The 13240-nt window shown below is 39.7% G+C and carries 12 protein-coding genes; 4 read left to right on the forward strand and 8 right to left on the reverse strand.

The genetic code is table 11. From position 1 onward, the window contains the following. Positions 1-56: 56 nt before the first annotated feature. The 8 genes from hisIE to hisG all read right to left on the reverse strand — a co-directional run bounded on the left by hisIE (position 57) and on the right by hisG (position 7492). Entirely contained in the window at positions 57-659 is a 603-nt protein-coding gene (hisIE, locus tag AC570I_RS02330; protein ID WP_047797567.1) for a bifunctional phosphoribosyl-AMP cyclohydrolase/phosphoribosyl-ATP diphosphatase HisIE, read from the reverse strand. A gap of 93 nt (positions 660-752) precedes the next feature. Next, positions 753-1508, reverse strand: coding sequence for an imidazole glycerol phosphate synthase subunit HisF (gene hisF / locus AC570I_RS02335; RefSeq protein WP_047797566.1), 756 nt, complete (start codon positions 1506-1508; stop codon positions 753-755). 107 nt (positions 1509-1615) lie between these two features. Beyond that, positions 1616-2365, reverse strand: coding sequence for a 1-(5-phosphoribosyl)-5-[(5-phosphoribosylamino)methylideneamino]imidazole-4-carboxamide isomerase (gene hisA / locus AC570I_RS02340; RefSeq protein WP_047797564.1), 750 nt, complete (start codon positions 2363-2365; stop codon positions 1616-1618). 1 nt (position 2366) lies between these two features. Further along, positions 2367-2960: an imidazole glycerol phosphate synthase subunit HisH gene (gene hisH / locus AC570I_RS02345; protein ID WP_497404073.1), complete on the reverse strand. Its 594-nt coding sequence runs from the start codon at positions 2958-2960 to the stop codon at positions 2367-2369. A gap of 87 nt (positions 2961-3047) precedes the next feature. After that, complete coding sequence (hisB, locus tag AC570I_RS02350) at positions 3048-4181, reverse strand: bifunctional histidinol-phosphatase/imidazoleglycerol-phosphate dehydratase HisB (RefSeq protein ID WP_497404075.1); 1134 nt, start codon at positions 4179-4181, stop codon at positions 3048-3050. A gap of 3 nt (positions 4182-4184) precedes the next feature. Next, complete coding sequence (gene hisC / locus AC570I_RS02355) at positions 4185-5225, reverse strand: histidinol-phosphate transaminase (RefSeq protein ID WP_497404077.1); 1041 nt, start codon at positions 5223-5225, stop codon at positions 4185-4187. Between the two features lie 60 nt (positions 5226-5285). Beyond that, positions 5286-6581, reverse strand: a complete 1296-nt coding sequence (hisD, locus tag AC570I_RS02360; RefSeq protein WP_497404079.1) for a histidinol dehydrogenase — start codon at positions 6579-6581, stop codon at positions 5286-5288. Between the two features lie 59 nt (positions 6582-6640). Beyond that, the gene (hisG, locus tag AC570I_RS02365) at positions 6641-7492 is read right to left on the reverse strand and encodes an ATP phosphoribosyltransferase (RefSeq protein WP_047797723.1); all 852 of its coding nucleotides are present in this window, start codon (positions 7490-7492) and stop codon (positions 6641-6643) included. A gap of 277 nt (positions 7493-7769) precedes the next feature. Here hisG and AC570I_RS02370 point away from each other — a divergent pair, with 277 nt between their 5' ends. The 4 genes from AC570I_RS02370 (at position 7770) to AC570I_RS02385 (ending at position 13167) form a co-directional block, all read left to right on the forward strand. After that, complete coding sequence (locus AC570I_RS02370) at positions 7770-9332, forward strand: L,D-transpeptidase family protein (RefSeq protein WP_497404082.1); 1563 nt, start codon at positions 7770-7772, stop codon at positions 9330-9332. An 18-nt stretch (positions 9333-9350) separates the two neighbouring features. Further along, entirely contained in the window at positions 9351-9755 is a 405-nt protein-coding gene (locus AC570I_RS02375) for a hypothetical protein (protein ID WP_047797559.1), read from the forward strand. Between the two features lie 119 nt (positions 9756-9874). Then, positions 9875-11914: a BatA domain-containing protein gene (locus tag AC570I_RS02380; RefSeq protein ID WP_497404084.1), complete on the forward strand. Its 2040-nt coding sequence runs from the start codon at positions 9875-9877 to the stop codon at positions 11912-11914. Beyond that, the gene (locus AC570I_RS02385; RefSeq protein ID WP_497404086.1) at positions 11911-13167 is read left to right on the forward strand and encodes a dihydroorotase; all 1257 of its coding nucleotides are present in this window, start codon (positions 11911-11913) and stop codon (positions 13165-13167) included. Before AC570I_RS02380 ends, AC570I_RS02385 begins: the two co-directional genes overlap by 4 nt. Positions 13168-13240 lie beyond the last annotated feature (73 nt).

Raw genomic sequence — 13240 nt, forward strand, 5'->3', positions numbered from 1 at the left:
GAAGGTTGAAGATTAGAAGGTAGAGGAATTAACCTTAAACCTACCTGCCTTCAACTTTATTTATGTCTTTTTTCTAAATTTTTTGCAATATCCTGAATAGATAATCCTTTCTCCTTCAACAAAAAGAGTAAGTGGAAAACCAGGTCAGATGCTTCACCAATAAACTCTTCTTCAGTTTCTGCTAGTGCAGCAATTACCGTCTCCACACCCTCTTCGCCAACCTTTTGAGCGATTTTATTCAAGCCCTTGCTTCGCATCTTATTGATGTAAGATCCTTCAACAGGATTTTCATACCTATCCGTAATGATGTTTTCGAGTTCGAAAATAAAGTTTTGGTTGAAATCTGTTTTAAAACAGCTGCGGCTACCGGTATGGCAGGTTGGACCAACTGCATCAGCCTTGATTAAGATGGTGTCGTTATCGCAATCCACAAAAAGTTCCTTAACATAAAGGAAGTTATTACTGGTTTCTCCTTTAGTCCAGAGACGTTTCTTAGACCGTGAAAAGAAAGTCACTTTGCCTTCCGCCTGTGTTTTCTCTAAAGCTTCGGCATTCATATAGCCCAGCATTAATACTTCTAACGTTTTGTAATCCTGAATGATTACCGGAAGTAATCCAGCTGTTTTATCCCAGTCAAGAGATGATGTATCGATATTCATTTTTATGGTGTTGCCGCCATTGCGAGATGCTAAGCAATTTTATTTGTTCTAAAATATTGCTTCGTGCCTCGAGATGACGTATTTATTATTGTTTTATATCCTTACCGGAATATGATTTCTTTTTAATTCCTGTTTTAAATCAGGAATCAGAATTTCCCCGTAATGAAATACTGATGCGGCTAATGCTGCATCAACGTTGGCTTTTTGAAAAACCTCTGTAAAATGCTCCATACTTCCCGCACCGCCCGAAGCAATGATTGGGATGTTGATCATTTGGTTTACCTTATGCAATAAACCACAATCAAAACCTGCTTTTGTACCGTCATGATCCATTGAGGTAAGCAAGATCTCTCCTGCACCTAAATCTTCTGCCTGCTTAATCCAGTTTTCGGTTTCCAGTTCAGTGATGAGCCTTCCGCCATTCAGGTGAACCATATTTTTTCCATCCACATGTTTGGTGTCTACAGCCAGCACTACGAACTGTACCCCAAATGCTTTGGCCAGTTCCTCAATTAGTTTAGGGTTTCTTACTGCAGCAGAGTTGATGCTGATTTTGTCGGCTCCTGCGTTTAATAGGGCTTCCGCATCCGCAATTTCTGTAATGCCACCACCAATGGTGAAAGGAATATTCAGCTGGCGTGCTACAGCCTTCACCATTTCTATCATTGTTTTCCGACGTTCATGAGTGGCTGTAATATCCAAGAAAACCAGTTCATCGGCACCTTGCTGTGCATATTGAGCCGCTAACTCTACCGGATCGCCTGCGTCACGTAAATCAACAAAGTTTACCCCTTTTACGGTACGGCCGTCTTTGACGTCAAGGCAGGGAATTATTCTTTTTGATAACATTTGCTTGGGTTTTCGTCATTACGAGGTGGCATGCAATCCTTCGTTTGAGTTTGCTTTCCCGAATTCTCGGGATAAATTGTGCCTCGCAATGACGATTTATCTTTTAATTAAATCGAACTCAACATCTTCAAATTCCAGTCTTTCACTTGTTCTATCGTGATTCTGTCTTCGTAAATGGCCTTACCAACGACCACGCTTCTGATGGGGAATTTTGCAAGCTCATAAATATCTTCCATGGAGCTTACACCGCCCGACGCAATTAATTTAATCATGGGCGAATGTTCTAGTAATTTTTTGTACAATTCAACTGCTGCTCCGCCCAACTTCCCATCTTTACTGATATCGGTACATAAGAAACGGAAGAAACCCAAAGCAAGGCATTTATCAACATAGTCCATCAGCTTGATCGGTGAACTTTCCATCCAGCCAGAATACTTAATCACTTCATCCAAAACATCAATGGCAATGACGATCCGGTTGGCATAATTATCTTTCTTGGCAAAAGCTTCGCTCAATTGCTGTAAGAAATCGGGATTAGTAATGGCCTGTGTACCCACAATAACGCGGTGGATCCCTGCATCAAGCAAATTCGTAACCTGCTCAATGGTACGGATTCCGCCGCCGTACTGCACTTTCATTTCAGTTTTTTTTATGATTTCAAATAATGATTTCTGGTTACTGAAATCGCCTTTTGCACCATTCAAATCAATGATGTGGATAAAATCTGTACCGTTTGACTGGTATTTTGCAATCATATCAGCAATAGAAACATCATATTCAGTTTTCTGGTTATAGTCGCCTTCGCGCAAGCGAACAACCTTACCGTCCAAAATATCAATAGCAGGAATTATGTACATTTTATAAGCTTAAGTTTGAAAAATTTTTTAGTATCTGTTCGCCAGCTTTCCCCGATTTCTCCGGGTGAAACTGAACCCCATAAAAGTTGTCTTTTTGCACAGCAGCCGAAAATTTCAATCCGTAACCGGCAGATGCGATGTCAAAAATAGGGTTATATTCAATAAAGTACGAATGAACGAAGTAAAATTGTGTATTATCTTCAACACCATCAAATAAGGGATTGGTCGCAGGTTTCACGGCGTTCCATCCCATATGGGGGATTTTGATATTCAAAGACTTATCGAATTTTTTAGTCTTCACCGGAACAATATCCAAAAGGGCCGCATCGCCTTCCTCCGAATGCTCCGTAATCAGCTGCATCCCTACACAAATACCCAGAACGGGCTTGGTTAATGCCTTTATTGCCTGGACTAAACCTGTTTGATTAAGCTTTTCCATGGCTGCGCCGGCATGGCCTACACCAGGAATAATAATATGCGAGTATTTTTCGAGGTCGCCTTCGGTATTCACCATACCATATTCCAGGCCCAGGCGTTCTAAAGCAGCGGTTAAGGAAAAGATGTTGCCCGCGCCATAATTTACTATTCCAATCATATGTTTATCGAGTATTTAGTGTCAGGTGTTTAGTATCGAGTATCAAGTGCTGAGTATCGAAACGAGTTTTCATTAACGGCTTTAATTTTACAACATCCCCTTCGTGCTCGGTAAAACCATTTTCTCTGCATCACGCTTAATGGCCATTTTAATTGCTTTTGCAAATGCTTTAAAGATAGCTTCAATTTTATGATGCTCGTTATCACCTTCGGCTTTAACGTTCAAATTACACTTTGCTGCATCGCTAAAAGATTTAAAAAAGTGGTAAAACATTTCAGTAGGCATGTCTCCGACTTTTTCGCGTTTAAATTCAGCATCCCACACCATCCAGTTGCGGCCGCCAAAATCAATTGCCACCTGTGCCAGGCAGTCATCCATAGGTAAGCAGAAGCCATAACGTTCTATGCCCAGTTTGTTACCTAAGCCTTTCGCAAAAGCTTCTCCAAGCGCAATTCCGGTATCTTCAATGGTGTGGTGTTCGTCAATATGTAAATCGCCTTTTGCAATTACCTCTAAATCCACACTGCCGTGTCTGGCAATCTGATCAAGCATATGGTCAAAAAAATTAAGGCCTGTTTCGATTTTTGCTTTTCCGGTACCATCTAAATCAAGATTGATGGTAATATCAGTTTCATTGGTTTTACGCACATGGTTAATTTTTCTACTACCTGCTTTAAGCAGATTATAGATGTCCTCCCACTTTTGTGTTTCAAGAATAATGATGTCCAGCAAGGTTTCATGTTTATCCAAAGCTTCAGCAGATCCGAGTGTATCGTTCTGGCGAAGAAAGATGGCTTTCGCTCCTAAGTTTTTCGCCAGAACCACATCGTTCAGCCGGTCGCCGATGACATATGAATTCTTCAGATCATAATCGCCGCTTAAATATTTTGTCAACAAAGCGGTACCCGGTTTGCGGGTAGGTGCATTGTCTTTCGCGAAAGTTCTGTCGATAATAATCTCACTGAAATTTACGCCTTCGCCGGCAAAAGTATCAAGCATAAAATTATGAATTGGCCAGAAGTTTTCTTCGGGATTTGACGGTGTTCCGAGTCCATCCTGGTTCGTTACCATCACCAGTTCATAATCCATTTCGCTGGCAATTTTCGAAAGGTAATACAAAGACCGCGGATAAAACTTTAGCTTCGCAAAACTGTCAACCTGTTCGTCATCCGGTTCGATATTTAAGGTTCCGTCGCGGTCAATAAAAAGTACTTTCTTCATCTCTTAAAAGTTTTTCAGAATGGTTAATAGTTTATCGTTTTCTTCTTTCGTTCCTACAGTGATCCTTAAACAACCTTCACATAAAGTTACCTTCGAACGGTCGCGTACGATAATTCCTTCTTCTACCAAAGTGTCGTAAATTTTAGTCGCATCTGTTACTTCAGCCAATATAAAATTTGCATCCGATGGATAAACTTTTGTGACGATATTCAGGCTGTTTAAATCGACAGAAAGCCGCTCTCTTTCGGCAACAGATTCTTTGATCCATTCGTTAACCTGCCCAATGTTTTTCAGGGCTTCAAAAGCTAAATCCTGAGTAGCCTGATTAATGTTATATGGTGGCTTAATTTTATTCAAAACATCGATCACATTTCTTGATGAAAAGGCCATTCCCAATCGCAAAGCGGCGAGTCCCCAGGCCTTCGAAAAAGTTTGCAAAATAACGAGGTTTGCGTACTCAGTTAGCTCTTGTATAAATGTCTTTTGCCGGGCGTAATTAATGTACGCTTCGTCCACTACAACGATCCCATTAAAGTTGTTTAAAATTGTTTCAATATCCTCACGGTTTATCGAATTTCCAGTCGGATTATTTGGAGAACAGATGAAGATTAATTTGGTGTTTTTATCGATGGTTTCAGCTATCTTTTCCATGTCTAACTGGAAGTTGGGAAGCAGGCTTACTTTACGGATTTCTACATCATTAATATTAGCAGAAACCTCATACATTCCATAGGTAGGAGGAAGTACAATTACATTGTCTTTTCCGGGGTTACAAAAGGCACGGAAAAGCAGGTCAATTGCTTCGTCGCTTCCGTTACCCAGAAAGGTATTTTCGATGGGCACACCTTTAATTTTACTGATCGCATCTTTCAGGTCTAGCTGTAGCGGATCAGGATAGCGGTTGTAATTTGCGGGTAGGGGAGAGCCATAACTGTTCTCATTGGCATCTAAAAACACCGATGCCTGACCTTTAAACTCATCTCTGGCGGTAGAGTATGGTTTAAGGTTTTTTATATTTTCTCTAACTAAATCGTTGATATCCATTTTTTGAGGTAAAAGGTAAAAGGTAAAAGGTAAAAGGATTGGCATGATGCCTTGCCTTCTCTATTTTAGGCCTTTCACAGTGTTTAATCTAATCGTAACTGCATTTTTGTGGGCCTGCAAGCCTTCGGATGCGGCAAGTATTTCAACCGTACTTCCAATATTATTCAAGCCTTCCTGTGTCAAATGCTGAAAGGTTATTTTTTTTAAAAAAGCATCTGTTGATACGCCCGAATAAGCCTTCGCAAAGCCGCTTGTAGGTAAGGTATGGTTCGTTCCAGAAGCGTAATCTCCTGCACTTTCAGGGGTAAGGTTACCCAGGAATACCGAGCCTGCATTAACTATTTTTGGGATCAGTGATTCATTGCTTTCTGTAGCCAAGATCAAATGTTCAGGTGCATATTCGTTTGAATAGCTCATAGCCGTCTCTAAATCGCTGACTAGCACTGCGTAAGAGTTGCTTATGGCTTTTGCTGCGATCTCTGCCCTGGGAAGTCGTTTTATCTGTAGCTCAATTTCTTGTAATGTTTCAGCTATAATCTCGTTTGAGGTGGCGACTAAAATAGCCTGACTATCAGATCCGTGCTCTGCCTGTGCAAGTAGATCTGCAGCTACGTATGACGGATTGGCAGTTTCATCAGCAATTATTAAAACCTCTGATGGACCAGCAGGCATATCAATAGCTACCTTGTTTTGCACCATGGTTTTGGCGGTTGTTACATAACGGTTGCCAGGGCCAAATATCTTGTATACCTGGGGTACAGTTTTTGTTCCGAATGCCATTGCAGCTATAGCCTGGGCACCGCCGATTAGGTATATTTTATCAATGCCCAGCAATACCGCACAGTAAGCAAGATAGCAATTGGTTTTACCATCACTTTGCGGCGGCGAGCAAACAATGATTTCTTTGCTGCCCGCAATTAATGCTGGTGTGGCAAGCATTAAAAACGTACTCGGTAAAACTGCTGTCCCGCCAGGGATATATAGTCCCACTTTCTCTATAGCCCTGGATTCACGCCAGCAGATAACGCCAGGCATGGTCTCTACTTTATCTTCCGTTTTAAGCTGAGATTCGTGAAAGGCTTTAATGTTTTGATAGGCCGTTTCTATTGCTTTTTTTGCATCGGCGGGAATAGTAGAAGCAATCGTTTTCAATTCTTCAGCATCCAAAAAAAGCTTATCTAATTCAACTTTATCAAAAGCTTTTGCAAAGTTAAACAGCGCTTTGTCACCATCTATTTTTACGGTTTTGATGATGTCTTCAACCCGCTCCTCCACCAATTTATCGTCTTCAATTTGTCGCGAACAAAGTTCTTTGATTTTTGATTGAGATAAATCTGTATAATTGTAGATTTTCAATGTGTTAAGATTTACGATTAACTAATAGTTAATATGTTTTTTGTTATTTTTATCCCTTTTTAACGAATAATTTTTTCGATTGGCATCACCAAAATTCCTTCTGCACCAGCTGCTTTTAAACTGTTTATTTTATCCCAGAAATCTTCTTCGGCAATTACAGAATGAACAGCTACCCAATCCGGTTCGAATAAGGGAACTACTGTTGGACTTTTAACACCTGGCAATAAATCGACAACTTTTTGAAGGTTATCTTTCGATACATTTAATACCACGTATTTATTAGATTTTGCACTTAGCACTGAACGGATTCTCTGAAGTAATTCAGCAACTTCAGGGTTATCTGCTATCGATTTATTTCCGATTAAAACCGCTTCCGATTGCATCACATCTGCAAATGGTTTGAGGCCGTTACTCTTTAAAGTTCCGCCTGTAGAAACGATATCGAAAATGGCATCACTTAAACCTAAACCCGGACCAATTTCTACCGAACCGGAGATCGTTCTGATGTCAGAATTTATACCTTTTTCTGTTAAGAATTTTTCAAGAATTACCGGGTAAGAAGTGGCAATTGCTTTGCCGTTTAGTTCGTCTAAATGCTGTATATCGCTTGTAGCCTGTACAGCGATTTTTAGCGTGCATTTTCCGAAGCCTAATTTCTGTAGATAGCTGACCTCAGCCCTGGTTTCTACAATAACATTTTCTCCAACAATTCCGAGATCAGCGATGCCGTCCTGAACATATTCAGGGATGTCGTCATCACGAAGGAAAAGGATCTCTAGCGGGAAGTTTGTTACAGTTGATATAAGGGAACTTTTATAGTTCTCAAATGAGAGACCACAGTTCTTAAGAATTTCTACAGATTTTTCGTTTAACCTACCCGATTTCTGGATAGCAATTTTAAGTGTTTTCAAAGTATTGAATATAGAATGAACAAGAAATAATTTTACGGAAAAATAGTTTTGAAGTACAAAACAAACATATATCATCGCCTATCGGCGATGGTGCAAATGTAAGTGATGGTTCAAAGTTAATTTCATATATTTATTTCTGCCAATATCAATGCTTTAGCTGACTAGCGTTGGCAAATATAGTGTTTGAAACCGTAAAACAAAAAATAATGGCATTTAATTTGCCTTTATGCTGTTTATATATTGCAATCGGGCTATTTTTGTACTAAAACATAATGCATTGAAAAACTTCCGCTTTCTAATTATTCCCTTTGTATTAGGCATTTCTGCTTGTGGCTGGTTTAAATCTCCACCCGAAATAGGGAAAGTGTTAGCCGAACACTTCAAAAATAAAATTTACAAAGATTTCGATACAGCAGCCTACGACAGTGTTTTTGTCCAAACGATCAATGCGCTTTCTCCAGGTTTTATCAACCCGAAAACCATTAAAGCCTTTTACGCTGCAAATAACGATGCACCCGAATTTGTTACTAAATTTTACACTAATGGAGATTTGGATTCTCTGAACACTTACCTTGCAAATAGTACAGTTCATGGTCTTAATCCTAAAGTTTTTAATACAGAAGAAATAAAAGATCTGTTAAGCCAGCTTGGTGAAAATAAGTTTAAAAGAGTAGAGGATAGCTATCCAGTGATTGCCAGGCTTGAAATTTTAAGTGCCAATGCCTATTTAAACTATACCAATTTCCTGAAGTACGGGGTGGTCAATCCGAGAAACATTTTTTCCAGATATTACATCAAAGTGAAACGTCCGGACAGTGCCGGAATGTTAAGGCTTTTATCAACTGATCATTTGCTGGATTCCTTAAAATCTGCACAGCCAAAATCTCCACAATATAAGGCTTTGCAAACTGCTTATCTGAATACAGATGTAGCCAGTGAAAAACGAATTTTGTTATTGAATATGGAAAGGTTTCGCTGGCAGATGCCGGCAACCGGAACTAGTTATGTTCAGGTGAATATTCCTGATTTTAAACTCACCTGGTTTGATGCTCAGGATACCGTAATCAGTATGAAAGTTTGTGTTGGGGGGAGACGAGAAAGTGCATATGATGAGAAACTAAAAGCTTTTGCAAAATCCGGCAATCTCGATGACAAACCAAAGAACCATGAGACACCTTTGCTGTTCAGTAAAATCAATTCTATTCAGGCAAATCCAATATGGAATATTCCTGTAAGTATTGCACAAAGCGAGATTTATTGGATGGCAAGAAAAGATCCATATTATCTTTCGAACAGCAATATTAAAGTTTATTACAAGGACAAGTTGATCGGCGAGCCTGATACCATAAACTGGAATAAATATTCGAGGGAAAAACTGCCTTTTAAATTTAAACAAGGCTCGGGCGGTGGAAATGCTTTAGGTAAATTTAAATTTATTTTCGATAATAGTTCGAGCATTTATCTGCACGATACAAATAATAAAAATGGCTTTAATTTGAGCAACCGCGCTATCAGTCATGGTTGCGTGCGTATTGAAAAACCATTGGAGTTTGCGGAGAAACTGGTAGGCGATACTTACACTTATGACAAGTTAAGAGCCGAGGTTGATTTGCCTCCGGTTGACAGCACGCATAACAGGTGGTACAAGAAACGAATGGCGGCAAAAGCTGATACTTTAAAAACTTTCCAATTGAAGCCGGCATGGTTTTCTCCAAAAAAAGATGTTCCGCTGCTCATTACTTATTTCACTGCCTGGTTTGAGAATAATAAGGTAGAATTTCGTCCTGATGTTTATGAAATGGACGAGAAGCTGTGGAAGGCGATGAAAAAATTCAGATAGAAGCTGTAGATTTGCCGGATGCAAAGTACCTCCCAGTTCAACCATCAGGCCGACATTGTGAATTCAGCCATCAGGTTTATCAGCTCATGGTTTAAGCAATCAAAGTCGATTATTAACGAATTGAACGATTTCTTTATCCTCCCAAAAGGTAAGGTGTTTGCTAAAGACGTTGTAATTGGCCGTTTGAAAGGTATTTTTGGGCAGGCTGATGAATATGTTGGTGGTAGATACGATATAATCGATGTGAACTTCGAATTGCTCGATGGTGGAAAGGGAATGGGTTTCGTTGAAGGTGTAGCGGGTTTCAGAGCAGTACTAAAAACGGAATCTAAAATCATCAGCGGTCCATTCAAGCTTTATTTTGCACTTAATAACGGCGAGTGGAAGATTGTGAATATTGAATTCCCGGGTTTCAGTTTTTAATCTTTCTAAGCTTCTATCTTCATTTCTGAAAAGCTGATTTTGCTCCCTGTTTGATGCAACATGGTTTTATTACACTTGTAATTCGCAGCTTTCCATAATTTTTCTATCTTTGGTTTTTAATGAATTTCCTTTATCCGGGCTTTCTTTTCGCACTAATATCGGTCGCTATCCCGGTTGTTATTCATTTATTCAATTTCCGGAAATTTAAAAAAGTTTATTTCTCAAACGTTCAGCTTCTAAAAGAGGTAGAACAACAAAACTCATCAAAAGAGAAACTTAAAAATTTGCTTATTCTGGCTTCCAGAATACTGGTAATCATCTTTTTGGTATTTGCTTTCGCACAACCCTATATTCCACTATCCGATCAGAAAACGGTTTCTTTGAATAATGCTGTAAGTATCTATATCGATAATTCTTACAGCATGGAGGCCATCAACAAAGATGGCAATTTATTAGATGAAGGCAGGCGCAGGGCAAAAGAACTGGTTAACGGTTTTGGAATTAACGATCGTTTTCAGCTTTTAACCAATGATTTCGAGGGCCGGCATCAGCGTTTGTTAAGTAAAGATGAGTTTCTCAAAGCACTTGAAGATGTCAGAATATCTTCGACACAAAGAAACCTTCAGCAAATATTAAACCGTCAGGCAAACGTGTTAACAGCATCCGCCAACAAATATAGTTTTCTGATTTCCGATTTTCAACAAAATATCTCTACCGGAAAAAAACTCGAAACGAAAGCTGATATCCAATATGCACTTTTGAAACTAAATGCGACTGCCTTACCAAATGTTGCGGTAGATAGTGTGTGGATGCTTTCGCCAAATCACCAACCCGGTGCAAACGAAAAACTGGTGGTACGTTTTAAAAACTATTCAGAGGAAGCGGCAAAAAACATCCCCGTAAAACTGATTGTTAACAATCAGCAGAAGGGTTTGAGTACAGTAACTATACCTGCGGGGAAAATCTTATCAGATACTTTAAGCTTCTCCGGATTAAAAGCAGGCTGGCAAAAAGGTATTGTTACCATTAAAGATTTTCCGGTAACCTTTGATGATACATTGTCATTTGCATTCAAAGTAGACGCCAGTATGTCGGTTTTAAATATTAATGGTGCAAACGGAGGCGGTTACATTAAAGCACTTTATGCTGCCGACAATTACTATAAACTAATAGAAAATACGGAAAGTAACATTAATTACAGCGCTTTTCCCGCTTTTGGTTTAATCGTATTAAATGGCTTGAAAAATCCTTCAAGCGGATTGGCCCAGCAGTTGAAAAGCTATCTAAAGGCTGGAGGAAAGGTCGTTATTTTTCCAGATCTTGATGCCGATATTCAAAGTTATAATACTTTCTTAAGGGGCTTATCACTCCCGGTCATAGAGCGTTTAGATAAAACGGTAACCAGGGTTGAGCAGATTGACCTGCAAAACGCGGTCTTTAAATCTGTATTTGAGGAAGTTCCTAAAAACCTCGACCTCCCTGATGTCAGCCAGCACTTCACTTTTGCTGAAACCAATTCGGTAAATAAAGAGTCCCTTTTGTCTTTGCCGGGCGGTAAATTATTTTTTGCCAGGTTTGGCATTGGTAACGGATCAGTTTATCTATCTGCAACAGGACTTAACCCCGCCTATGGTAATATTGTGCGGCACCCCCTTTTCGTTCCTCTGATGTATCAGGTAGCTTTAAATGCAGGAAACGAAAATGCATTATATTATAATTTAGGATACGATAATGCTCTAGCGAGCTCAAAGATTACCCTAGGGAGAAATCAAACTTTGAAGCTAAGTGCGAACGCCTTTGAGGCCATTCCGGAAATCCGGCAGGCTGATGGGAAAACTTTTGTGTACGTAGCCGATCAGGTTAAGCAGACTGGCTTTTACAATCTAACCCTTGCCGATTCACTAATCAATGTTTATGCCTTTAATAGTGGCAGAAGCGAGTCGGATATGCATTACCTGAGTAAAAATGAGCTGAGCAATCTTGCAGAAAGAAGTAACCTGAAAATATTTGATGCAGATAAAGATGCGGTGAAATTAACTTCTGGTACCAATAAAATCGGACAAACTTTATGGAAACTTTGTCTAATTTTGTCACTGATTTTTATTGCAGCAGAAATTTTGCTCATCCGATTTTTTAACAACCCTAAAAAAACAATATGAATCTCCTAGTTAAAAATGTAACCATTACCGATCCGCAAACCAGTTTTAATAAACAACTATGCGATGTCAGGATAGTTGATGGTAAAATTCAAAGCATAGGAAAAATTACTCCTGAAGTAGATGAAAAACTTTTCGACGCTCAGGGAGCTTTTCTAACACCAGGTTTTTTCGACCTGAACTGTGTTGCCGGCGATCCGGGATTCGAAACCAAAGAAGATATTCGAACGCTAACCCAAACCGCCAGAGCAGGAGGTTTTACAGGTTTGGCCCTTTTGCCACAAACCAGCCCGGTCGTTCAATCAAAATCACAGGTGGAGTATATCATCAATAAAGGTAAAAATAACCTGGTTGATGTATATCCGGTTGGCGCAATCAGTCAGAATCGTGAAGCCAAAGAAATTGCAGAATTATTTGATATGCAACAGGCCGGAGCGGTTGCTTTTTCTGACGGTGACAGGGCATTGCAGGACGATGGCTTTATGAGCCGGGCATTGCAATACGCAAAAGGCTTACAAGCCTTGCTGATGGTTTATCCGGAAAATAAGTCTATTGCCGGTAAGTCACAGATCAATGAGAGTAAAAATTCTGTGCTTTTGGGTATGAAGGGGTTACCTTCTTTAGCTGAAGAAATGCATATTGCCCGTGATATTTTTCTGGCATCGTACAATGAAACTAAAATTCACATCAGCAACATCTCAACAGCGGGTTCGGTTGCTTTAATCCGCAAGGCGAAAAAAGATGGCATTCAGATTTCCTGCGATGTTACCGCTCATCACCTGGTTTTTACCGAAGAACTCTTATCCGACTTTGACAGCAACTATAAAGTGAAACCGCCACTGCGGGGCAAATCTGATGTGAAAGCATTAATAGCCGGTTTGAAAGACGGAACGATCGATGCCATTACTTCCCAACACCGTCCTGAAGAAATTGAATTTAAAAACGTGGAGTTTGAGATTGCACATTATGGAATTATCGCGCTGCAGACGGTTCTTCCTTTGTTAATAAAGGCGGGACTGGACGCCGGATTAATTGCAGAGAAGTTATCAATAAACCCACGTAAATTACTAAATTTAACTATCCCCGTTGTGGAGGAAGGGGCGGTAGCAAACTTTACAATCTTTAACACGAGTGACAAATGGTTGTATAATGCTTCCAGTAACCTTTCCAAATCAGCAAATAATCCGCTGTTAGGAACTGAACTTACGGGAAAAGTGATCTTAGTTTATAATAATAATCAATACCAGGAAAATTAAAAGTGACAAGCTATTCCAGATCCACTACCTGATATTGGATACCTGATACTCATTACTGGATACTCGCTACTTA

This window comes from Pedobacter sp. A2324, from assembly GCF_059693705.1.

Excerpts from the sequence above, each read along its gene's own strand:
- AC570I_RS02385 (WP_497404086.1), top strand. The coding sequence starts at position 11,911 with ATGAATCTCCTAGTTAAAAATGTAACCATTACCGATCCGCAAACCAGT.
- hisF (WP_047797566.1), bottom strand. The coding sequence starts at position 1,508 with ATGTTATCAAAAAGAATAATTCCCTGCCTTGACGTCAAAGACGGCCGT.
- AC570I_RS02375 (WP_047797559.1), top strand. The coding sequence starts at position 9,351 with ATGCAAAGTACCTCCCAGTTCAACCATCAGGCCGACATTGTGAATTCA.
- hisIE (WP_047797567.1), bottom strand. The coding sequence starts at position 659 with ATGAATATCGATACATCATCTCTTGACTGGGATAAAACAGCTGGATTA.
- hisA (WP_047797564.1), bottom strand. The coding sequence starts at position 2,365 with ATGTACATAATTCCTGCTATTGATATTTTGGACGGTAAGGTTGTTCGC.
- hisB (WP_497404075.1), bottom strand. The coding sequence starts at position 4,181 with ATGAAGAAAGTACTTTTTATTGACCGCGACGGAACCTTAAATATCGAA.
- hisC (WP_497404077.1), bottom strand. The coding sequence starts at position 5,225 with ATGGATATCAACGATTTAGTTAGAGAAAATATAAAAAACCTTAAACCA.
- hisH (WP_497404073.1), bottom strand. The coding sequence starts at position 2,960 with ATGATTGGAATAGTAAATTATGGCGCGGGCAACATCTTTTCCTTAACC.
- AC570I_RS02380 (WP_497404084.1), top strand. The coding sequence starts at position 9,875 with ATGAATTTCCTTTATCCGGGCTTTCTTTTCGCACTAATATCGGTCGCT.